The sequence below is a fragment of the Pseudomonas sp. St386 genome (assembly GCF_018325865.1).
In the GTDB taxonomy this organism is placed as follows: Bacteria; Pseudomonadota; Gammaproteobacteria; order Pseudomonadales; family Pseudomonadaceae; genus Aquipseudomonas; species Aquipseudomonas brassicacearum.
On sequence record NZ_AP021900.1, the window covers coordinates 2258340 to 2279442 of the forward strand.

Annotated in this window: 19 protein-coding genes; 5 read left to right on the forward strand and 14 right to left on the reverse strand. The window is 62.4% G+C overall.

All coding sequences use genetic code 11. The annotated features are described in order from the left end of the window. Positions 1-7: 7 nt before the first annotated feature. From KI235_RS09955 to KI235_RS09980, 6 genes are all read right to left on the reverse strand, one after another. A complete protein-coding gene (locus KI235_RS09955; protein WP_013692656.1) occupies positions 8-1123 on the reverse strand; it encodes an FAD-dependent oxidoreductase in 1116 nt (371 codons plus the stop codon). After that, positions 1120-2475, reverse strand: a complete 1356-nt coding sequence (locus tag KI235_RS09960) for an FAD/NAD(P)-binding oxidoreductase (RefSeq protein WP_013692657.1) — start codon at positions 2473-2475, stop codon at positions 1120-1122. Before KI235_RS09960 ends, KI235_RS09955 begins: the two co-directional genes overlap by 4 nt. 166 nt (positions 2476-2641) lie before the next feature. Then, on the reverse strand, positions 2642-2932 hold the full coding sequence (locus KI235_RS09965) for a (2Fe-2S)-binding protein (RefSeq protein ID WP_003199964.1): 291 nt from the start codon (positions 2930-2932) through the stop codon (positions 2642-2644). Positions 2933-2939: 7 nt separating this feature from the next. Beyond that, the gene (locus KI235_RS09970) at positions 2940-3734 is read right to left on the reverse strand and encodes an ABC transporter permease (RefSeq protein WP_003199966.1); all 795 of its coding nucleotides are present in this window, start codon (positions 3732-3734) and stop codon (positions 2940-2942) included. A gap of 6 nt (positions 3735-3740) precedes the next feature. After that, positions 3741-4610 carry an ABC transporter permease gene (locus tag KI235_RS09975; RefSeq protein ID WP_003199968.1) on the reverse strand — a complete coding sequence of 290 codons (870 nt, stop codon included), beginning with the start codon at positions 4608-4610 and terminating at the stop codon, positions 3741-3743. After that, positions 4607-5632 (reverse strand): ABC transporter ATP-binding protein, encoded by a 1026-nt coding sequence (locus KI235_RS09980; RefSeq protein ID WP_013692659.1) that lies wholly within the window; start codon positions 5630-5632, stop codon positions 4607-4609. The genes KI235_RS09975 and KI235_RS09980 overlap by 4 nt, the downstream gene beginning before the upstream one ends. Positions 5633-5876: 244 nt before the next feature. On the opposite strand from KI235_RS09980, the gene KI235_RS09985 reads away from it, so the two are divergent. Then, positions 5877-6713 (forward strand): IclR family transcriptional regulator, encoded by an 837-nt coding sequence (locus KI235_RS09985; RefSeq protein WP_003199972.1) that lies wholly within the window; start codon positions 5877-5879, stop codon positions 6711-6713. A 143-nt stretch (positions 6714-6856) separates the two neighbouring features. On the opposite strand, the gene KI235_RS09990 is transcribed toward KI235_RS09985, so the two are convergent. Next, positions 6857-7609 carry an anti-sigma factor gene (locus KI235_RS09990; protein ID WP_003199974.1) on the reverse strand — a complete coding sequence of 251 codons (753 nt, stop codon included), beginning with the start codon at positions 7607-7609 and terminating at the stop codon, positions 6857-6859. Next, entirely contained in the window at positions 7606-8112 is a 507-nt protein-coding gene (locus KI235_RS09995) for a sigma-70 family RNA polymerase sigma factor (protein ID WP_003199976.1), read from the reverse strand. The genes KI235_RS09990 and KI235_RS09995 overlap by 4 nt, the downstream gene beginning before the upstream one ends. Before the next feature lie 167 nt (positions 8113-8279). On the opposite strand from KI235_RS09995, the gene KI235_RS10000 reads away from it, so the two are divergent. Both KI235_RS10000 and KI235_RS10005 read left to right on the forward strand, forming a co-directional pair. Continuing rightward, positions 8280-9362, forward strand: coding sequence for a catalase family peroxidase (locus tag KI235_RS10000; protein WP_212795661.1), 1083 nt, complete (start codon positions 8280-8282; stop codon positions 9360-9362). Beyond that, on the forward strand, positions 9359-9895 hold the full coding sequence (locus KI235_RS10005; RefSeq protein ID WP_003199979.1) for a cytochrome b: 537 nt from the start codon (positions 9359-9361) through the stop codon (positions 9893-9895). The genes KI235_RS10000 and KI235_RS10005 overlap by 4 nt, the downstream gene beginning before the upstream one ends. Before the next feature lie 57 nt (positions 9896-9952). Here the strand turns inward: KI235_RS10005 and KI235_RS10010 are convergent, their stop codons facing one another. Beyond that, positions 9953-11104: a M14-type cytosolic carboxypeptidase gene (locus KI235_RS10010; protein WP_003199982.1), complete on the reverse strand. Its 1152-nt coding sequence runs from the start codon at positions 11102-11104 to the stop codon at positions 9953-9955. Between the two features lie 492 nt (positions 11105-11596). Then, positions 11597-11938 carry a DUF3077 domain-containing protein gene (locus KI235_RS10015; protein WP_003199984.1) on the reverse strand — a complete coding sequence of 114 codons (342 nt, stop codon included), beginning with the start codon at positions 11936-11938 and terminating at the stop codon, positions 11597-11599. A gap of 131 nt (positions 11939-12069) precedes the next feature. Here KI235_RS10015 and KI235_RS10020 point away from each other — a divergent pair, with 131 nt between their 5' ends. Continuing rightward, positions 12070-12717, forward strand: coding sequence for a S24 family peptidase (locus tag KI235_RS10020; protein WP_003199987.1), 648 nt, complete (start codon positions 12070-12072; stop codon positions 12715-12717). Positions 12718-12746: 29 nt separating this feature from the next. Here the strand turns inward: KI235_RS10020 and KI235_RS10025 are convergent, their stop codons facing one another. From KI235_RS10025 to KI235_RS10040, 4 genes are read right to left on the reverse strand one after another with little or no spacing between them, the layout of a single operon-like run. Continuing rightward, a complete protein-coding gene (locus tag KI235_RS10025) occupies positions 12747-14696 on the reverse strand; it encodes an acetyl/propionyl/methylcrotonyl-CoA carboxylase subunit alpha (protein WP_212795662.1) in 1950 nt (649 codons plus the stop codon). Then, entirely contained in the window at positions 14693-15511 is an 819-nt protein-coding gene (locus KI235_RS10030) for a gamma-carboxygeranoyl-CoA hydratase (RefSeq protein WP_027912592.1), read from the reverse strand. Before KI235_RS10030 ends, KI235_RS10025 begins: the two co-directional genes overlap by 4 nt. Before the next feature lie 13 nt (positions 15512-15524). Further along, entirely contained in the window at positions 15525-17132 is a 1608-nt protein-coding gene (locus KI235_RS10035) for a carboxyl transferase domain-containing protein (RefSeq protein WP_027912591.1), read from the reverse strand. Positions 17133-17143: 11 nt separating this feature from the next. Further along, on the reverse strand, positions 17144-18307 hold the full coding sequence (locus tag KI235_RS10040) for an isovaleryl-CoA dehydrogenase (protein WP_003199994.1): 1164 nt from the start codon (positions 18305-18307) through the stop codon (positions 17144-17146). Between the two features lie 210 nt (positions 18308-18517). Here KI235_RS10040 and KI235_RS10045 point away from each other — a divergent pair, with 210 nt between their 5' ends. Further along, positions 18518-20215 (forward strand): AMP-binding protein, encoded by a 1698-nt coding sequence (locus KI235_RS10045; RefSeq protein WP_013692667.1) that lies wholly within the window; start codon positions 18518-18520, stop codon positions 20213-20215. Positions 20216-21103: the final 888 nt, after the last annotated feature.

The window sequence follows — 21103 nt, forward strand, 5'->3', positions numbered from 1 at the left end:
TCCTCTATCAAGCAACGGAGATGGAGTGAAACCGGGTGATGGAAAACGCATCCAGCGGCGTGGTCGAAGCCCCGCTGCAGATGATCTCGGTGAGCGCCTGGCCCACCGCCGGGCCGATCTGGAAGCCCGCGCCGGCAAAGCCGAATGCGTGCAACAGACCAGGCTGGGTGCTGCTGTGGCCGATCACCGGTTGGCGATCTGGCAGGTAACCTTCGGTGCCGCTCCAGGTACGAATCGCCTGGGCGCCCTCCAAAAACGGGTAGAGCTCGACGGCCTGGCGCAGGATTTCCAGCACTGCGCTCTGGCCGGGTCGGGCGCGTGCAGCGTCCAAGGCAAAACCCTGCCCGCCGCCCAGCACGCAATTGCCGCGCGAGACTTGGCGGGCATAGATACCGCCGCCCTCGACGCCAGTGCTGGCGTCCATGACCAAAGGCAAGGGTTCGGTGACCAGCATCGCTGGGTGCCCGGCGTGCATCGGCACCGCTTCGCCGAATTGCGCGGCGAACTGGCTCGCCCAGGCACCGGCGCAGTTCAGCAGCCAGGGCGCGTGGTACGTCAGGCCCGTTGCGGTGTGTACGACAAAGCGCTGGCCGTCGTGCACAACGTTGCTGACGGCGCATTGTTCGTGGACTTGCGCGCCATGCCGGCGAGCGGCCTGGGCAAAGGCTGGCGATACCAGGCGCGGATTGGCATGGCCGTCGTCCGGGCACAGCGACGCCCCGACCGCAACGGCGCCGACCCACGGAAAACGGCCGCGCAGCGCCTTGCGATCAAGCAGTTGCAGATTCAGGCCAAAGCCTTGGCTGGCGGCGGCATAGTCGTGCAACGCTTGCAGATCTTCCGCGCTGCGGGCCAGCTTCAGATGACCGCTGCGCTGGTACTCACCGTCGATGCCGATCAACTGTGGCAACTGGCTCCAGATCTCATGGGCCCGTTGCGACAAGGGCAATTGCGACAGCGGCCGGCCCTGGCGGCGCACACCGCCGTAGTTCACGCCGCTGGAATGCGAGCCGCAGAAGTCGCGCTCCAGCAACGCCACCCGGCGTCCGGCCTTGCTCAGGAACAATGCGGCCGAGGCGCCGACGATGCCGCCGCCAATGATCACTGCATCCACTTCGATCATGGCTCGACCTCCAGGCCGAACGGTACGGGCTTGATCGGCGCCTGGGCCCGCAAGCGGCCGATGCTGGACACGGTGCGGCCACTTTCGCGGGCAATGATTTCCGCTGCGGCGGCACCGCACATTCGTCCCTGGCAACGGCCCATGCCGACCCGGCAATGCGCCTTGACCCGATTGATCTCCCAATGGCCTTCGCCCACCACCCGGCGAATGTCGCCGGCGCTGACTTCTTCGCAGCGGCAAATCATCAGGTCATCGACAGCGTCTGCGGCCCACTCTTCAGGAAAGGCAAACGCACGTTCCAGGCCCTCTCGGAAATGGCCGATACGTTCGAGGGATTGTTCCAACTGAGTGCAACGCTGCGGGTCGATCAGATAACCAATGTCTTCGAGCAAGGCGAGGGCCGCCCGTTCACCGGCCATCTCAGCGGCGTCGGCGCCCATGATGCCGGCGCCGTCACCGGCCAGATAGATCCCCGGCACGCTGCTGCGACCAGAGCGATCCCGTCGTGGCAGCCAGACGCGGTTGAGGGCGTTCCAGGAAAACTCGCAACCCAGCAGGTCGGCCAGCTGGGTTTCACTGCGCAAGCCGTGGGCGAAGGCCACCGCGTCGCAGTCGAGGGTGTGTTCGCCATTGGCGTTGCGCCATTTCAGCGACTGCACTCGGTGTTCGCCGTCGAGATGCGACAGGCTCGCGCCTTGGTGCACGGCGATGCCATGGGCGGTCAGCCAGGCGCGATAATAGAGGCCTTTGGCGAGGGTGGCCGGTTGTGCGAGCAGGCCGGGCAGGGCACGGACCTGGGCGCTAAAGGGCGAACTGTCGAGGACCGCGACCACGTTGGCGCCGGCCCGGGCGTATTGATAGGCCACCAGATACAGCAAGGGGCCGCTGCCGGCGAACACCACCCGCTCACCGATGGCGCACCCCTGGAACTTCAGGGCGATCTGCGCCGCGCCCAGGCTGTACACCCCGGGCAGAGTCCACCCGGGTACCGGCAGGATCCGGTCGGTGGCGCCGGTTGCGACGATTATGCTGGCGTACTCGAGGCGGTCGGCGCGGCCTTCATGCAGGGTATCGAGCAGGCCGGCTTCGGCGTTCCACACCAGGGTGTCGGGACGGTAATCGAGCTGTTCGCGCAATGCGTCGAGCGTCTGGTGGATGGCGTTGGCCTTGTGCGCTTCGAAGCCATAGAGCTTGCCTGGCGAGCGCTTGAAGTTGGCCGGTTGGCGCCGATAGATCTGCCCGCCACCGCGGGCGGCTTCGTCCAGCAGGATCGGGTATAGGCCGTGGGCGACCAATGTCTGCGCGGCACGGATACCGGCGGGGCCGGCGCCGATGATGGCTATAGGTTTCATTGCCACCTCATTGGCCGGGCCGGGGGATTTGTGCTGTGCTTGAAGCCGTCATCGCGAGCAAGCTCGCTCCCACAAGGGGTCTGTGGTGGATGCGGCTCTTGTGCGCGCCGCAGTTCCCCTGTGGGAGCGAGCTTGCTCGCGATGAGGCCAGGCCAGTCGACAGTGTTCATACCTGACGCCCCGGTTCGCGGCTGATGTGCTGGCCGGCTTCGAGCAGGGTCGAGCAGGCGCGTACGCGGCGGCCGTCGCCCAGGCGGACCCAGCAGTCCTGGCAGGCGCCCATCAGGCAGAAACCGGCCCGGGGTTCGGCGCTGAAGTCGCTGCCGCGCAGGTGTTCGCTGCAGGTCAGCACGGCGGTCAGCAGCGTGTCCCCCAGCAGGCCGGTGGCAGGCTGGCCGTCGAGGGTAAAGTCCAGGGCCGGGCGGTCGCCTTCGGCCAGTCGTTTCAGCAGCGCCATGGTGTCCTCATTGTTTGCCTACCAGGACCCGATCCAGGCCATAGACCCGGTCGAGCAGAATCATGGTCAGCGCGGTGAGCGCGATGACCAGTGCCGAAACCGCCGCCATCATCGGGTCGATGGATTCGGTGGCGTACACGTACATGCGCACCGGCAAGGTTTGCGTGGCCGGCGAGGTGACGAAGATCGACAGGGTGACTTCATCGAAACTGTTGATGAACGCCAGCAGCCAGCCCCCGGCTACCCCCGGCAGGATCATCGGCAAGGTGATTTGCCGGAACAGCGTGAAGCGCCCCGCCCCCAGCGATTGCGCGGCCTGTTCGGCGCTGCGGTCCAGGCCGATGGCCGAGGCCAGCACCAGGCGCAACACATAGGGCGTGATCACCAGCACGTGGGCGAAGATCAGCCAGGCAAAGCTGCCGTTCACGCCCATCAGCGCAAACAGGCGCAGCAATGCGACCCCCAGCACCAGGTGCGGAATGATGATCGGCGACAGGAACAGGCCGTTGAAGAAGTCCCGGCCGGGGAACTCGAACCGGGTAATCGCGAGGGCCGCCGGCACCGCGATCAACGTCGCCAGCGAGGCCGCGCTGAACGCCAGGACCAGGCTGTTGTAGAACGCATCGACAAAGTCCGCGCGTTCGAACACGGCGCGAAACCAGCGCAGGGAAAACGTCGTGGTCGGCAGGCTCAAGGTGTTTTCCGGGGTGAAGGCGACGAGGCAGACCACCACCAGCGGCGCGAGCATGAAGACCACCACCAGGGCGTGAAACAGCAGCGCGAAAGGACCGTTTCTGGACATGAAGAATTACCCCAATGACTTCTTGTAGCGGCCTTCGATCATCCGGTTCCACGACAGCATGATCAGCAGATTGAGCAGCAGCAGGGCAACGGCAATGGCCGCGCCCATGGGCCAGTTCAGCTCCGACAGGTACTGGTCGTAGATCAACGTGGCGACCATCTTCAAGCGCCGTCCGCCGAGCAAGCCGGGAATCGCGAAGGAACTGGCGGCGAGGCCGAACACAATCAGCGTGCCGGACAGCACGCCGGGCATGATCTGCGGCAACACCACTTTTCGGATCACCGTGAACTGGCTCGCTCCCAGAGACAGCGCGGCCTGTTCGGCGGCCGGGTCGAGTTTCTGCAGCGAGGTCCAGACCGGAATGATCATGAACGGCAACATCACGTGGACCAGGGCGATGACCACGGCGAATGGCGTATAGAGCAGCTTCATCGGCGAGCCGCCGAAGGCTTGCAGGGCCTGGTTGACCAGGCCGTCGGCGCCGAGCAGGAGGCTCCAGCCAAAGGCGCGCACCACCACTGAAATCAGCAGCGGGGTGAGAATCAGGATCAGGAAAATCGAGCGCCACGGTGCGCCCATGCGGCTGAGAATGTACGCCTCGGGCACGCCGATCAGCACGCACAGGAAAGTGGTCAGGGCGCTGATCCAGAACGTGCGCAAAAAGATCTCGTAGAAGTACGGATCGCCCAACAGGCTGGTGTAGTGCTCGAAGGTATAGGCGTCGCCGTTGATGCCCGAGCTGTAGTCGAAGACGTTGAACGACAGGACCAAGGTCAAGCCCAAGGGAATGACCAGCAAGCCCAGGTACAAGGCCAGGGCTGGCGCGGACATCAGGTAGCCTTGGCGACCGCGGCGCATCGCATCGATCAGCTTCATGCCGGCACCTCGTCCGCAGTCAGCACCCGCAGCAGCGTCGGGTCCCAGTCCAGGCCCACCGCCGTGCCTTCGACCAGGGGCGCGGAGCCGTCGTTGCGGCGCACCACGCAGAGTTCACCCAGGCTGGTCGAGACGCCGTAAAGCCATTGGCTGCCAAGGAAGAAGCGGCTGACGAGGGTGCCTTGCAGTCGCCCTGAACCGGCCTCGCACAGGTCGATTTTTTCCGGGCGCAGGCTTAGCGTCAGCTCGCCATTGCCCTGGCTGCAGGCTTGAACGACTCCCGCACTGTCCCGCATGCCGGGCAGCAGGTTGGCTTTGCCGACGAAGCCGGAAATGAACTCGGTGCGAGGGTGCTCGTAAAGGGTGTACGGCGCATCGATCTGGGTGATGCGCCCGGCCTGCATCACCACGACCCGGTCACTGATCGACAGGGCTTCGGACTGGTCGTGGGTCACCATCAGCGTGGTGATCCCGACTTCGCGCTGGATGCGGCGGATTTCGTATTGCATCTCTTCGCGCAAATTGGCGTCGAGGTTGGACAGTGGCTCGTCGAGCAACAGCACTGGCGGCTCGATCACCAGTGCCCGGGCCAGTGCCACGCGTTGGCGCTGGCCGCCCGAGAGTTCTCGCGGATAGCGGTCGGCGTGGCGGTCCAGGCGTACCAGTTTCAACACCCGGTCTACCCGTTGTTGCAGTTCGGTATTGGCCACTTTGCGCATGCGCAGGCCGAAGGCGACGTTGTCCTTGACGGTCATGTGGGGAAATAGCGCGTAGCTCTGGAACACCACACCCAGGCCACGGCTGGCGGGCTTGGCGTGGGTAATGTCGCGACCATCCAGCAGGATGCGCCCGCTGCTGACTTCGACGAAGCCGGCGATCATCTGCAGGGTCGTGGTTTTGCCGCAGCCGGAAGGTCCCAGTAGCGAGACGAACTCGCCTTTTTCCACCGACAGGTTGGTGGCGACCACGGCGTCGATATCGCCGTAACGTTTGCCAAGTCCTTCAAGTTGCACAAAAGCCATAGCTGCGCTCCACCTGAGATTGTTATGCGTCGCCCGCGGGCGCGCTTTTTTATGGGCAGATACGAAAGGGTGTTGCTGGGGTGCGTTGGCGCTCGACCTTGAGTCGGCTGCCGCTGTTGTTCGAATCGCCCCTGTCTGGACGAAGAGTAGGACGAAGAATAGGATGGGCTCAATGGACTATTTCACTGAAGCGAAGACTATTTTCAGTTTCATTCAGTGAGTAAATTTAATGACGAGAGATGGCATGTCTAATTCCACTGATCGGAATAATGAGAAAGGCGAAGTCGGTGTCGGTGCGGTCTCCCGGCTGTTTGCCGTGCTGCGCAGCCTGGGTGACACCGCCGAGGGTGGGGAGCGGGTGACACAATTGGCCCAGCGCATCGGCCTGTCCCAGCCCACCACGCATCGCTTGCTGCGCAGCCTGATGGACGAAGGCATGGTCGAGCAGGACGCACGCAGCAAACGCTATCGCCTGAGCCTGGAGTTCTTCGCCCTGGCCGCCCGCGCCGGCAACACCGGCAACCTGCGCGAACTGGTGCGCCCGGCGATGCTGCGGTTGTCGGCCTCCCTGGGGGACTCGTTATTTTTGCTGGCACGCAGTGGTTTCGACGCGGTCTGCCTGGACCGCAGCGAGGGGCCGTTTCCGATCCGCACGTTCACCGGCGACATTGGCGGCCGCGTGGCGTTGGGCGTGGGGCAGGGCAGCTTGGCGATCCTGGCGTTTCTGCCGGAGGAAGAGCGCGACACGGTGATTCAATACAACCTGCCGCGGCTCAAGGATTTCCATTTGTACGATGAAGTCTTCCTGCGTTCGGAAGTGGAGAACGTCCGTACGCTGGGCTACGCCGGGCGTAACACCGGTGTATTGCAAGGCATGGCCGGAGTGGCCGTGCCGATCCTGGACCGTGACGGCCGCGCCGTGGCCGCCTTGAGCGTGGCAACGGTGAGCGACCGCCTGGGGCCCGATCGCCTGCCGACGGTGGTGGACATGCTCAAGCGCGAGGCGGCCCTGATCGGACCGCGGATCAACCCGTTCGACCCGTTGCTGCGCAGGCCTTCGCAGGTGTTTGGGCAGGGGTGAACACACTCTCAAGAGCGGCCTGTATCCCCTGTGGGAGCGAGCTTGCTCGCGATAGCGGAGGTTCAGTTAGAAATGATGTCGACTGATACACCGCCATCGCGAGCAAGCTCGCTCCCACAGAGATTCCCACAAGGGTAGGGGGCTCAGAACTTCAGGGTCTGCTTGAGCCGTTGCACCGTCGGCGTATCACTGGGAATGACCATCGCATAGTTGTAGCCCGGCCCGGACCAGTACTCGGCTTGCAACTCGCCCTCGCGGCGACTGCCCCGGGGCAGGAGGAAGTTTTTCGGGCCGGGTGGGCGCACGTAGAAGCTGATTTTCTGACCGCTCGGGTCCTGATAGACCACCATTGCCGCCGCGCCTTGTTCGGTGCTGAGCAAGCGCCCGCTGATCGGCTTGAAGCCTGCGCCCGACAGGTCTGGCAGCCGGTCGGCCTGGGTGAAGTAGCGGTCGAGCCAGCCTTGCATGCTCTGCTCGTCACTCGTCTGGTAATCGGCCGGAAGGATGCCCTGTTGGGCAATCAAGCGGTATGCCTGCAGGGCGTCAGCCATCGGGGCAGCAGCGCTGAGCAGGGTCATTTGCCGCGCCTGCCAGCCACTGACCCCGCCCACGCTGACAGCCAGCAGCAACACCGCGGCGCTGGCCAGGTGGCGGCGGGAGCGATGTTTCAGGTGCTGGCGAATCATGGCCGGGTCGAGGTCGGGGTTGGGCGGCTGTTGCAAAGCGCCGCTCAGGGCCGTGCGCAGGTGTTGCGCGTCCTGTTGCCAGGCGCGGACCCGGGCGGCGACTTCCGGCTGGTTGGCCAGGTAAGCCTGCACCAGGCGCTGGTCGGCCTCGCTCAGTTGGCGATCAACGTAGGCGTGCAGGTCGCTGTCGCTGGGGGGCATGCTGATCATTTGAGTATCCGCAGGGTAGGGCGGGTGATTTCGCCGTCGCTGAGTTGGCGCAGGGCCTGGCGAGCGCGGGACAGGCGGGACATTACCGTGCCGATCGGCACGTCGAGGATGTCGGCGACTTGCTGGTAACTCAAGCCTTCCACCGACACCCACAACAACAGTGCACGTTGTTCCGTCGTGAGTTGATCGAAGGCCTGCAGGGACGATTGCGCGATCACGCTGCGCTCGGCCGAAGGGTGGGCATCGTCGCGGCCGGTGAAAAACTCCAGCATGCGCGCATACCGACGGGAGCGGCGATGACCGTCGAGAAACTGCCGGTACAGAATCGAAAACAGCCAGGCCCGCAGATCGCCGTCCGGACGCTTGTCGTTCCACTTGGACAACGCCCGCTCCAGGCATGCCTGCACCAGGTCATCGGCGTTGCTCGGGTTGCGCGTCAGCGACACGGCAAAACGCCGTAGCCTGGGGATGAGCTCGCGCAACTGTTCGTCGAGTGCGTTCATGAAAGTGTGGCTTCTATGGGCAGTCATTGCGCCGGGACTGGAAAGACGATCCGCGAACGAGATTATTCCAGTGCAGGAAAAATAAATACGAGGCGTGGGAATAAACCTGCGGGGCTTTCGTCTGACGGGTCCTTTCCAACAAATGGCCTCGAGCCCTGGAGCTTCTCATGGTTGATCCTTCACCCTCGTCGAGCCGGCCACCCTTGAGTGCCGCCGGCCTGACATTGCGCCTGAGCGGCATCGCAGTGATTATTGCCGCGCTGGCCGGGGCGTTTGCCTACGTCAATGGCAGCCTCGACCCACAACGCCTGACACCGCAGGCATTGGTCAATGTGCTGGAAAAAAACAACGGTGTTCACCCGGGTTTTCGACGCAACCACTCAAAAGGTGTCTGCGTCGCGGGCTATTTCCAAAGCACGGGTGAGGCCAGCGCCTATTCCAGCGCCCAAGTGTTCTCGCAGCCGCAAACGCCAGTGGTTGGGCGTTTCGCCTTGCCCAGCGGCAACCCTTATGCACCGGACGGCAGTGTGCCGATTCGCAGCCTGGCACTGCGCTTTACCCTGGCCAACGGCCAGCAATGGCGCACCGGCATGAACAGCATGCCGGTGTTTCCGGTGGGCACGCCCGAAGCCTTCTACCAACTCCAGCAAGCCCAGTCGCCGGACCCTGCCACAGGAAAACCGAACCCTGCGGCCGTACCGGCGTTCTTTGCCGCGCACCCCGAAGCGGCGCCGTTCCTGCAATGGATCAAGACCGCCAAGCCGTCGGCCAGTTATGCCACCGAAACCTACAACGGCATCAACGCGTTTTATCTGGTCAACCCCGCCGGGCAGCGCCAGGCGGTGCGCTGGGGCGTGGTGCCGATGAGCCAGGACGCTGCGGATGCGACGCCACCCCAGGGGGGCGACTTCCTCGAGCAAGACTTGGTGAAGCGTCTCGCCGCCGGGCCGTTGCGCTGGCAGTTGAACATCACCCTGGCCAACCCGGGTGACCCGGTGAACGATGCCAGCAAGGCCTGGCCCGCTGACCGCAAGGTCCTCAATGCCGGCACGTTGGTGCTCGAGCGCACTCAGGCGCAGGACAACGGCGAATGCCGCGACATCAACTATGACCCGCTGATCCTGCCCCAAGGGATCGAAGGTTCCGAAGACCCGCTATTGGTCGCGCGCTCCGCCGCCTATGCCAGTTCCTATCTGCGCCGTACCAGCGAAGTGAGCCAGTTGCCCGCCAAACAGGAGTCCCGCCCATGAGCGCCCCTCGTCACTTTGCACCGCTGGCCCGGCTGCTGCACTGGCTGATGGCAGTGATGATCATCGCCATGCTGTTCATCGGCGCGGGCATGGTCGCCTCGGTGTCCGAACGCCATGAATGGCTGCTGCAGTTGCACAAACCATTGGGTATCGCGATTTTGCTGTTGGTGATCGTGCGCCTGGTGGTGCGTTTTACCACCCGCCAACCGCCGCTGCCGGCGGATCTGCCGGCCTGGCAAGTGTTGGCGGCAAACGCCTCGCATGTGCTGTTGTACGCCCTGATGCTGGTCCTGCCGCTGTTGGGCTGGGGCATGATTTCGGCGGCGGGGGACCCGGTGATGCTCGGCGACTCGTTGCAACTGCCCTCGATTCTGCCAGCCCACGCCCAGACGTTCGCACTGCTGCGCAAGGCCCACGGGTACTTGGCTTACCTGTTGTTCGTGACGGTGCTGGTGCATCTGGCGGCGGCGTTGTTTCACGCTTGGGTGCGCCGGGATGAGGTATTGGACAGTATGTTGCGCGGCAAGGGTTGATGGGTTGTGGCCAGGGAGCAAGCTCCCTGGCCACAGAGGATTGATCAGGTCATTGGATCAGCGCAATTCGTCGACCATGGCCTCGATGGTGCTCAATACATCCTTGCCCAGTTGCATCGAGCGTTTGCCAGACCAGCCGGTGATCGGGTTCGGGTGATCGTTGTGGTCCTTGAACGGCATTTCCAGGGTCAGGGACAGGCAGTCATATTTCTGCCCGACCGCGTTGCAGGCCAGGGTCATGTTGGCCTGGCCCGGTTCGTCGCGGGTGTAGCCGTGAATGGTCTGGAAGTCTTTGGTCTGGTGCTTGAGATGGCTGCGAAAGCGCTCTTCGAGTTCGGCAATGCGTGGCGTGTAGCCCGGGTTGCCTTCGCAACCGGCGGTGAAGACGTGGGGAATTTCCTCATCGCCATGAGCATCGAGGAACAGATCGACGCCGTACTTTTCCATTTGCTGCTGGACGAAAAAGACCTCGGGACTGATTTCCGGACTGGCGTTCTGCCAGGCACGGTTGAGGTCCTGGCCCATGGCGTTGGTCCGCAGATGCCCGTGGAACGCGCCGTCCGGGTTCATGTTCGGCACCAGGTACAGATCGGCCTTGGCGAGCAACTGGTTCAGTTGCGCATCGTCCTGCTGCTGGAGGCGTTCGATCACGCCCTCCATGAACCACTCGGCCATGTGCTCGCCGGGATGCTGCTGGGCGATGATCCAGACTTTGCGCCGGCCTTGCGCACCGCTGCCTTTGCGCAGCAGCTGAACGTCACGGCCTTCCACGCTTTTACCGACGGCCAACAGTTCGGCGCCGGCCTTGTGCTGCGCTTGCTCGATCAGCCAATCGTGCCGGCCGCGACTGTAGGGTTCGAAGTAGGCGAACCAGGCGTTGGTCTGTTCGGTCTCCAGATAAAAACGCAGGGCGTCGCCTTCAAATTGGGTCGGAATGCGGAACCAGTTGACGTGATCGTAGGAAGCAACGGCCTGGTAGCCCGTCCAGGCCTTGTTGTAAGACGATTGGCTGGCGTTGAGCAGCCGGAAGGAATACTCCTGGCCGACGTGCAGGCCGCTGGCCTTGAAGTGGAACCACTGGAAATGGGCGCTGCGGGTGTCGGGCCTGATCTTGAGCAACGACTGCAACGGGTTGCTGATGTCGACGACCTCGATGTTACCGCTGTCGAAATTGGCGCTGATATCAAAGGAAGATTTAGCCACGGTCACGATTCCTGGAGAGGATTTTCATGGCCATTACTGTACACGCAAGAAGGGGGAGCCGAGACGATTTGCGTCACGTAAAAGAGGGGGCGTCCTCCCTGGACGCCGAGCCAGCTTAGAGAGTCTGCAATTGATTCTCAAGTGCTGGCTGTCGATAGTTTCAGCCTGCGTGGCGGGGCTGCTCTTGCAATCAGATATTCATTTGCTATCATCGCCGCCACCGAATTGGCAGCTCCCAAAAAGACTTCATTAGCCTGAAGCCATAAGCCGAAAAATCGGCAAAAAAAGACCCGGCAAAAAGCCGGGTCAAAAACCGTGATTAGCCTGATGAGGAGATATTCCAGAAGTCCGACCTAAGGTCTTCTGGTCTATCGACTGATCTCGCGACCAGCTGATACAATAATAATCATTATCATTTGCAAGTCAAATGGTTTTATCGCATCGATTGGAAAATTTTCTCGTCGTCCGCGTTCGCGGCGACATTCCCAAGTGTTACCCCTAGCGAGTCGGGTAGCGATCCAGGGATCGGTCAAGCATCACCTTGACCAGATCAATCATGTGCACCACCGAAAATGCCAGGTCACGGCTCGAACCGTTCAACTGGTTGGCGGACTCGTGGGCGGTTGCCGCAGCGCAGCGCAGCAGGTCGCAGGCGTGAACAAGGGCTTCTTCTGCGCTGATGCTGTGGTTGACGTCGAAGAAGCGATGTTCCGCCTGTGCCTGCGAAACACCTGGTTTCAAGTAATAGTCGAGGGCGCGTTTGGCCGCCGGGCAATCCTGCAAGGAAGGGAACGTGCTGTCGAAAGGGCTGCCGGGTTGGTCTTTGTCGGGTGTATCCATGGTGATGAAAATCTCCGTGTGTGGGGCTGAACTCCTGAATCCAGAGTAGTACTTATCGTAATTGTGACGATAATTTAAATACTACAATTTGTGTTTTGAATGGCCGGAGTCATCCACGTATCGTGCCGCACATGGATAAATGGATAGAGTTGGTCAAGGCCAAGATGAAGGAGCTGCGCATCACGCAAGTGGTGCTGGCAGAACGGTTGGGAATGTCCCAGGGCGGCGTCGGCCATTGGCTGACCAGGCGCCGGCAACCCAGTGTCGAAGACATGAACCGGGTCCTGCGGGAGCTGGGGCTGGAGTTCCTGGAAGTGGCGATGGTGATTCGCGAGCCGGACACCTCCACGGACGAAGGCCTGGCCCTGGCGCAGAAGTACAACCCGTACTTCCGCTACCCGGTCAGTGAGTGGCACGAGGTTGGCGAGGTTCGCGAAGGCGATCCTGGCGCCTACAGCCAGGTGCGCTACGAACTGACGGACTACCACGCCCTGGGGGCCGCGTTCTGGCTGGTGGTGGTGGGCGACGCGATGACCGCACCCAGCGGGTTGAGCATTCCCGAGGGCATGTCGATCCTGGTGGATCCGGCGATCGAGGCGGTGCCAGGCAAACTGGTGGTCGCCTGCTTGCCTGGCAGCACTGACGCGACCTTTCGCAAATTGATCGAAGAGAGCGGGCAGCGTTACCTGGTTCCGCTCAATCCGACTTACCCGAAAAACCTGTACACCGAGCAATGTCGCCTCATCGGTGTGGTGGTGCAGGCCACCATCAGGTTCTGACTGGATCGGCCCAGGGAGCGGGCCGATGCCTATTCTTCGAACGCCACCAGGGCGCTGCCTTCGCTGACCATTTCGCCTTCCTGGCAATACAGCGCCTTGATCACCCCGGCCTTGGGCGCACGAATGCTGTGCTCCATTTTCATGGCCTCCAGGACCACCAGTTGAGCCCCGGCTTCCACCGGCTGGCCGACACCCACCAATACCCGCACGATACTGCCGTTCATGGGCGCGGCCAGGCCGCCTTGATGGCTGTGGCTGGCCTCGGCGGCGGCCAACGGGTCGTACAGGTCGATCCGGTGCAGGTCACCCGCCCATTGCAGGTACAGGCTGTCGCCCAGGCGAATAGCCCGATGACTGCGGCGCAGGCCGTGGTGCTCGATCACCAGTTGCTCGCCCTTGAGTTCCGCGCAATGGGCGCTAACGTCCAGCGTCAGCGCGCGATCCTGGCCTTCGCAGCTCAGGTGCAAGGTGGTTTCCCTTGGCAGCCCCAGACGCAGCCCGGTGGTGCTGGCCCAAGGCGAATCGGCATCATCGCAGCGCACGCGCGGTGTCAGGTTCAAGGCGAAGCCCTGGGCGGCTGCGAACCAGAACGCATCATCCAATTCGCCCGGCTCTGGCAGCAATTGCGCCTGGTAACGTGGGATAAATCCGGTGTCCAGTTCTGCCGCCGCGAAGGCGGGGTGGGCCACGATTCGGCGCAGGAACCCGATGTTGGTTTTCAGCCCGCCAATGGCAAATTCGTCGAGCATGCTCAACAGCCGCAAGCGTGCCTGTTCGCGATCCTCACCCCAGGCAATCAGCTTGCCGAGCATCGGGTCGTAGAACGGCGAGATTTCATCGCCTTCTTCAACCCCGCTGTCGACCCGTCGACCCGGACCCTCGGCCGATTCGCGATACAACGCCAGGCGTCCGGTGGCCGGCAGGAAATCGTTGACCGGGTCTTCGGCATATAGCCGCACTTCGATGGCGTGACCGAGCAGCGGCACTTGCGCTTGAGTGATCGGCAGCGGTTCGCCTTGGGCGACACGGATCTGCCAGGCCACCAGGTCCAGTCCGGTGATCGCTTCGGTGACCGGATGCTCGACCTGCAAGCGGGTGTTCATTTCCATGAAGAAGAATTCGCCCCGCGCATCCAGCAGGAACTCCACTGTGCCGGCCCCGACGTAACCAATCGCTTGGGCTGCGCGCACGGCGGCTTCACCCATGGCCTGGCGCAATTGCGGGGTCAGGCCGGGGGCGGGGGCTTCTTCCACCACTTTCTGGTGGCGGCGCTGGATCGAGCAATCGCGTTCGTTGAGGTACAGGCAGTTGCCGTGTTGGTCGGCAAATACCTGGATTTCCACATGGCGCGGCTTGAGCAGGTACTTTTCCACCAGCATCCGTGAGTCGCCGAACGAGGACTGCGCTTCACGCTGGGCCGAAGCCAGGGCTTCGGCCAGTTGGCTGACGTCCTCGACGACTTTCATGCCCTTGCCACCACCGCCGGCCGTGGCCTTGAGCAATACCGGGTAGCCGATGTGCTCGGCGGCGTCGCGAAAGGTCTCCAGGTCCTGGGCTTCGCCGTGATAACCGGGCACCAGGGGCACCCCGGCGGTTTCCATCAAGGTCTTGGCCGCCGATTTGCTGCCCATGGCATCGATGGCCGAGGCCGGTGGGCCGAGGAAGATCAGCCCGGCGCTTTCAATCGCCCGGGCGAACCCGGCGTTCTCGGATAGAAAACCATAACCGGGATGGATGGCCTGGGCGCCGCTGGCTTTCGCTGCGGCGATCAGTTTGTCGATTTGCAGGTAGCTGTCGGCGGCCTTGCTGCCGCCCAGGTCGACGCGGATGTCGGCTTCACGGCTGTGGCGGGCATCGCGGTCGGTGGCGCTGTGGACGGCAACGGTGGTCAGGCCCATGGCCTTGGCGGTGCGCATCACGCGGCAGGCGATTTCGCCACGGTTGGCCACCAGCAACGTGGTGAGGGCAGGGTCGCTCATCGACGCGGCTCCTTGTTATTCGATTCGGCTTGCCAGTTTGGCGCACGCTTTTGCAGGAAAGCCCGCAGGCCTTCCTGGCCCTCCGGGCTGACGCGGATGCGAGCGATGGCGTTTTCGGTGTAGCGCCGCAGCGCTGGGGTAAGGGCGCCGTTACCGACTTCACGCAGCAGTTCCTTACTGGCGCGCATGGCCGCCGGGCTGTTGAGCAGCAGGTTGTCGATCCACTGTTCGACCTGCTGGTCCAGGGCCTCGGCCGGGTAGCTTTCCGACAGCAAACCGATTTCTTTCGCACGTTGCCCGTCGAAGCGTTCCGCCGTCAGGGCATAACGACGCGCGGCACGCTCGCCGATGGCTTGCACCACGAACGGGCTGATCACCGCTGGCGCCAGGCCAATGCGCACTTCCGACAGGCAGAACTGTGCTTCATCGGCGCCAATGGCCATGTCACAAGCGCTGATAAGCCCCAGTGCGCCACCGAACGCGGCGCCCTGGACGACGGCCAGCGTGGGAATCTTCAGCTTGGCGAGGTTGTACATCAGCTCCGCCAGTTCCCGGGCGTCATCGAGGTTGGTGTGGTAGTCGAGCTCGGCCGATTGCTGCATCCAGGCGAGGTCGGCGCCGGCGCTGAAATGCTTGCCGCGACCGCGGATCAGCAGGAAGCGCAAGCTTGGATCGCTGCTGACGTGGTCCAGGGCCAGGATCAGTTCGCGGATCATTTCGGCGTTGAACGCGTTGTTTTTCGACTCGCGGCTGAGCCACAGGGTGGCAACGCCCCGTGGGTCGGTGTGCAGTTCGAGGGTGTTGAAGTTATCCATGGGCATTCCCCGTTTACATCCGGAACACGCCGAAGCGGCTCGGTTCGATAGGCGCGTTCAGTGACGCGGACAAGGCCAGGCCCAGCACATCGCGGGTCTGGGCCGGGTCGATGACGCCGTCGTCCCATAGCCTGGCACTGGAATAGTAGGGGTGACCCTGTTCTTCGTACTGATCGAGGATCGGTTGCTTGATCTCGGCTTCCTGCTCGGCGCTGAAGGGGTGGCCGCTGCGTTCGGCTTGTTCACGCTTGACCTGCACCAGCACGCCGGCCGCCTGTTCGGCGCCCATCACGCCAATCCGCGCGTTCGGCCACATCCACAGGAACCGCGGGTCGTAGGCGCGACCGCACATGCCGTAGTTACCCGCGCCGAAACTACCACCAATGATCACGGTGAATTTTGGCACTTTGGCGCAGGCCACGGCCGTCACCAGTTTGGCCCCGTGCTTGGCGATGCCGCCGGCTTCGTACTTCTGCCCGACCATGAAACCGGTGATGTTCTGCAGGAACAGCAGGGGGATTCCGCGCTGGCAGGCCAGTTCGATGAAGTGCGCGCCTTTCTGCGCGGCTTCGGCGAAGAGAATGCCATTGTTGGCCAGGATCGCGATCGGGTAGCCATGCAAATGGGCGAAGCCGCACACCAGCGTCGTTCCGAACAGCGCCTTGAATTCGTCGAACACCGAACCGTCCACCAGGCGCGCGATCACCTCCCGCACATCGAACGGCTGCTTGGCGTCGGCCGAAACCACGCCGTACAACTCGTCGCCCGAGTAAAGCGGGGCAATCGGCAGGCGATGCTGCAACTCGCCCTGTTTGCGCCAATTGAGGTTGGCCACGCTGCGGCGAGCCAGGGCCAGGGCATGTTCGTCGCTGTCGGCGTAATGGTCGGCCACGCCTGAGATCTTGCAGTGCACATCGGCGCCGCCCAGGTCTTCGGCACTGACCACCTCACCGGTGGCGGCTTTCACCAACGGTGGGCCGGCGAGGAAAATCGTCGCCTGCCGGCGAACCATGATCGCCTCGTCCGCCATGGCCGGCACATAGGCGCCACCGGCGGTGCAGGAACCCATGACCACGGCGATCTGCGGGATGCCCTGGGCACTCATGTTGGCCTGGTTGAAGAAGATCCGGCCGAAGTGCTCGCGGTCCGGGAACACTTCGTCCTGGCGCGGCAGGTTGGCGCCGCCGGAGTCCACCAGGTAAATGCAGGGCAGGCGGTTCTGCTGGGCGATGGTCTGGGCGCGCAGGTGTTTTTTTACCGTCAGCGGGTAGTAGGAGCCACCTTTGACTGTCGCGTCGTTGGCGACAATCATGCATTCGACGCCTTCCACTCGGCCGATGCCGGCAATCACGCCAGCCGCCGGCACGTCTTCGCCATAGACTTCATGGGCTGCCAATGGGCTGATTTCCAAAAACGGCGAGCCCGGGTCCAGCAGCCGGTTGATGCGCTCACGGGGCAACAACTTGCCTCGCGAGGTGTGCCGCTCCTGGGCCTTGGGACCGCCGCCTTGGCGAATTTGCGCGAGCAGTGTGCGCAGGGCCTCGACGTGTCCGAGCATTGCATCGCGGTTGGCGATGAACTCCGGCGAGCGCGGGTTGAGCTGAGTGTGCAGCGTGGCCATGGTCAGCTCCGTTAGCGGGTTTCGTTGAACAGTTCGCGGCCGATCAACATCCGACGAATCTCACTGGTGCCAGCACCGATTTCGTACAGCTTGGCGTCACGCAGCAGACGACCGGCCGGGAATTCATTGATGTAGCCATTGCCGCCGAGGATCTGGATGGCGTCGAGGGCCATTTGCGTGGCGCGTTCGGCGCTGTAGAGGATCACCCCGGCGGCGTCCTTGCGGGTGGTTTCGCCGCGCTCGCAGGCCTGGGCCACGGCATACAGGTAGGCGCGGCTGGCGTTGAGCTGGGTGTACATGTCAGCGACCTTGCCCTGGATCAGCTGGAATTCGCCAATGCTCTGGCCGAACTGCTTGCGGTCGTGGATGTAGGGCACGATCAGGTCCATGCAGGCCTGCATGATCCCGGTCGGGCCGCCAGAGAGCACGACGCGCTCGTAGTCGAGCCCGCTCATCAGCACTTTCACGCCACCGTTGAGTGCGCCGAGGATGTTTTCTTCCGGCACTTCGACGTCATCGAAAAACAGCTCGCAGGTGTTGGAGCCGCGCATGCCGAGCTTGTCGAATTTGTTGCTGCGGCTGAAGCCTTTCCAGTCGCGCTCGACGATGAAGGCGGTGATGCCATGGGGACCTTTTTCCAGGTCGGTCTTGGCGTAGATCACGTAGGTATTGGCATCGGGGCCGTTGGTGATCCAGGTCTTGCTGCCATTGAGCACGTACTTGTCGCCATGCTTGTCGGCCCGCAGTTTCATCGATACCACGTCGGAGCCGGCGTTCGGCTCGCTCATCGCCAGGGCACCTATGTGTTCGCCGCTGATCAGCTTGGGCAGGTATTTGGTTTTCTGTTCGTGATTGCCGTTGCGGTTGATCTGGTTCACGCAGAGGTTGGAGTGGGCACCGTAGGAGAGGGCGACCGAGGCCGAGCCGCGGCTGATTTCTTCCATTGCCACTACGTGGGCCAGGTAGCCCAGGCCAGCGCCGCCGTATTCCTCCGGTACGGTGATGCCCAGCAGGCCCATGTCGCCGAACTTGCGCCACATGTCGGCGGGAAACAGGTTATCGATATCGATCTGCGCTGCTCGCGGCGCCAGCTCGGCCTTGACGAAGGCCTGCACCTGGTCGCGCAACATGTCGATGGTTTCGCCGAGGGCAAAGTTCAGGGATGGGTAGCTCATGGGACACCTTTGGCTTTTTTATCGGGTGCGGAGAGTGGCGGAATCGCTCTCACCTTTACGTTAACGTAAGCTTGTGACGAGAGGCTGTCAATCGCCCTTTACGTTAACGTCAACTTGAGCCAGAGTAAGTGCGCTTCAATAGCTTTACCCAAGGCATCTGTGCGTGAGATTCCACTGCTACACCCACTAATAAAGACAAGAGGGGGCGTCATGGATCAACCCGGTTCGCATTCGCAGCTCAGCTACACCCGTGGCTCCCAGGCCAAGGCTTTGCTGGCCCAAACCATCGGCGAGGTTTTCGACCAGACGGTGGCCCGCTATCCCGAGGGCGAGGCGTTGGTGGTTCGCCATCAATCGCTGCGTTATACCTGGCAACAACTGGCCGACGCCGTTGATCTGCACGCCCGAGCCTTATTGGCGCTAGGCTTGAAAGCCGGCGATCGCCTTGGCGTGTGGGCGCCCAATTGCGCCCAGTGGTGCATCAGCCAGTTCGCCAGTGCGAAGATCGGCGTCATTCTGGTCAACATCAATCCAGCCTATCGCGTTTCTGAACTCGAATACGTGCTGAAACAATCCGGATGCCAATGGCTGGTGTGTGCCGGGGCGTTCAAGACTTCGGATTATCACGCCATGTTGCAAGCGCTGGTACCAGAGCTGGCGGAGCAATCGATTGGCCACCTGCAGAGCGAACGCTTGCCGGATTTGCGCGGTGTGATCAGCCTCGATTCCCAGCCACCATCAGGTTTCCTGCCCTGGTCGCAACTGGCCGCCCTGGGTGCGGCGGTGACGCCGGAACAACTGGCTGAACGCCAATCCAGCCTGCGGTCCGATCAACCGGTGAATATCCAGTACACCTCCGGCACCACTGGTTTCCCCAAGGGCGCCACCCTCAGTCATCACAACATTCTCAATAACGGATACATGGTCGGCGAAAGCCTGGGCCTGACGGCTGGCGATCGGCTGGTGATCCCGGTGCCGCTCTACCATTGCTTCGGCATGGTCATGGGCAACCTGGGCTGCATGACCCATGGCAGCACCATGATCTACCCCAGCGATGCCTTCGACCCGTTGCTGACGCTCAAGGCCGTGGCCGAGGAAAAAGCCACGGCACTGTATGGCGTGCCCACCATGTTCATCGCCCTGCTGGACCAGCCGCAGCGGGGCGACTTCGACGTGTCCAGCCTACGCACTGGCATCATGGCCGGGGCCACATGCCCCATCGAAGTGATGCGACGGGTCATCAACGAAATGCACATGGCCGAAGTGCAGATTGCCTACGGCATGACGGAAACCAGCCCGGTGTCGTTGCAGACCGGTCCTACAGACGAACTGGAACTGCGCGTAACCACCGTCGGCCGTACCCAGCCGCAACTGGAAAGCAAAATTATCGATGAGGCCGGCAATATCGTCCCGCGTGATGCTGTCGGTGAGTTGTGTACCCGTGGCTACAGCGTGATGCTCGGTTACTGGAACAACCCCAAGGGCAGCACCGATGCCATCGACCCGGATGGCTGGATGCACACGGGCGATCTGGCGACCATGGACGAGCAGGGCTACGTGCGCATCGTCGGGCGCAACAAGGACATGATCATCCGCGGCGGGGAGAATATTTACCCGCGTGAGCTGGAGGAGTTCTTCTTCACTCACCCGGCGGTGGCGGACGTGCAAGTGATCGGCATCCCGTGTTCGCGCTATGGCGAGGAAATCGTCGCCTGGATCAAGTTTCATCCCGGCCACAGTGCCTCCGAGCAAGAACTGCAGGCCTGGTGCAAGGAGCGCATCGCTCACTTCAAGACGCCGCGTCATTTCAAATTCGTCGAAGAATTTCCCATGACGGTCACCGGCAAGATCCAGAAATTCCGCATGCGCGAAATCAGCATCGAAGAACTGCGCGATAGAGAAGGCTGAACAAGATCCCCTGTGGGAGCGGGCTTGCTCGCGAAGGCGGCGCCACAGTCGATGAAGATGTTGGATGGGCTGGCCTCTTCGCGAGCAAGCTCGCTCCCACAGGTTTTGCGGTGCACATGGGCTTTGGGTCTGCTGAAGATCCAGTGTGGGAGCGAGCTTGCTCGCGATAGCAGTGGCCCAGCCACATAGATGCCGGCATGTGCCCCGCTCTTGCTCTTGCTCTTGCTTTAGATCTTGATCTGGGGCGCCCCGTTAAACCACGCTGGCCGAACGCAGGCATTGCGCAGTGGGCATCCCGGCATGGATGCCGGGATAGCCGCGCTGGGCCATGGATGGCCCTTCGCGGCGGCCCACGGAGCAATGCCTTCGTTCGGGCACACCGAGCCTAGGCGAGGTGCCGAGTGGTGGGGCAAGAGCGTTTTGCTTACTTTTGCGCTTCTCAAAAGTGAGCCGCCGTAAGGGCGGAACCCTAAGCCGCCATTACCGCAGCAACGGATATGTACTCGATCAACAAAATCCAGGCCACCTGCAGGCCGCCTTCGCGAGCAAGCCCGCTCCCACAAGAAAAGCTCAAACCCCAGACAGCACAAAGGGGAGCCGAAGCTCCCCTTTAATTTTGTCGTCGCGTGCTCTTTTTTTATTATTGAGGGGCGGCCTGTTGTTGTTTTTGGCAGCCGTTGCCCTTTACCGCTGTTTTTGGCGATCCCCATCCGGGATCAAGAGCAAACGTATTTTTTTGAGCGCTGATCTGCTTTTTCGCCTTGCGATCCAACCGATTCGGGAGCTACCTGAAGGTAGTTTTATTGTTCTCTGCCCGGTTGCGGGTTGCTCCTGAAAGCACCCTGAAAAGCACATCCTCTCCAAAAAAATCTGTTAGCTGCGTCTCTG

Excerpts from the sequence above, each read along its gene's own strand:
- KI235_RS09980 (WP_013692659.1), bottom strand. The coding sequence starts at position 5,632 with ATGGCTTTTGTGCAACTTGAAGGACTTGGCAAACGTTACGGCGATATC.
- KI235_RS10020 (WP_003199987.1), top strand. The coding sequence starts at position 12,070 with ATGGATAAATGGATAGAGTTGGTCAAGGCCAAGATGAAGGAGCTGCGC.
- KI235_RS09955 (WP_013692656.1), bottom strand. The coding sequence starts at position 1,123 with ATGATCGAAGTGGATGCAGTGATCATTGGCGGCGGCATCGTCGGCGCC.
- KI235_RS09965 (WP_003199964.1), bottom strand. The coding sequence starts at position 2,932 with ATGGCGCTGCTGAAACGACTGGCCGAAGGCGACCGCCCGGCCCTGGAC.
- KI235_RS10025 (WP_212795662.1), bottom strand. The coding sequence starts at position 14,696 with ATGAGCGACCCTGCCCTCACCACGTTGCTGGTGGCCAACCGTGGCGAA.
- KI235_RS09990 (WP_003199974.1), bottom strand. The coding sequence starts at position 7,609 with ATGATCAGCATGCCCCCCAGCGACAGCGACCTGCACGCCTACGTTGAT.
- KI235_RS09995 (WP_003199976.1), bottom strand. The coding sequence starts at position 8,112 with ATGAACGCACTCGACGAACAGTTGCGCGAGCTCATCCCCAGGCTACGG.
- KI235_RS09970 (WP_003199966.1), bottom strand. The coding sequence starts at position 3,734 with ATGTCCAGAAACGGTCCTTTCGCGCTGCTGTTTCACGCCCTGGTGGTG.
- KI235_RS10040 (WP_003199994.1), bottom strand. The coding sequence starts at position 18,307 with ATGAGCTACCCATCCCTGAACTTTGCCCTCGGCGAAACCATCGACATG.
- KI235_RS10045 (WP_013692667.1), top strand. The coding sequence starts at position 18,518 with ATGGATCAACCCGGTTCGCATTCGCAGCTCAGCTACACCCGTGGCTCC.
- KI235_RS09975 (WP_003199968.1), bottom strand. The coding sequence starts at position 4,610 with ATGAAGCTGATCGATGCGATGCGCCGCGGTCGCCAAGGCTACCTGATG.
- KI235_RS10000 (WP_212795661.1), top strand. The coding sequence starts at position 8,280 with ATGGTTGATCCTTCACCCTCGTCGAGCCGGCCACCCTTGAGTGCCGCC.
- KI235_RS10030 (WP_027912592.1), bottom strand. The coding sequence starts at position 15,511 with ATGGATAACTTCAACACCCTCGAACTGCACACCGACCCACGGGGCGTT.
- KI235_RS10035 (WP_027912591.1), bottom strand. The coding sequence starts at position 17,132 with ATGGCCACGCTGCACACTCAGCTCAACCCGCGCTCGCCGGAGTTCATC.
- KI235_RS09960 (WP_013692657.1), bottom strand. The coding sequence starts at position 2,475 with ATGAAACCTATAGCCATCATCGGCGCCGGCCCCGCCGGTATCCGTGCC.
- KI235_RS09985 (WP_003199972.1), top strand. The coding sequence starts at position 5,877 with ATGTCTAATTCCACTGATCGGAATAATGAGAAAGGCGAAGTCGGTGTC.
- KI235_RS10015 (WP_003199984.1), bottom strand. The coding sequence starts at position 11,938 with ATGGATACACCCGACAAAGACCAACCCGGCAGCCCTTTCGACAGCACG.
- KI235_RS10005 (WP_003199979.1), top strand. The coding sequence starts at position 9,359 with ATGAGCGCCCCTCGTCACTTTGCACCGCTGGCCCGGCTGCTGCACTGG.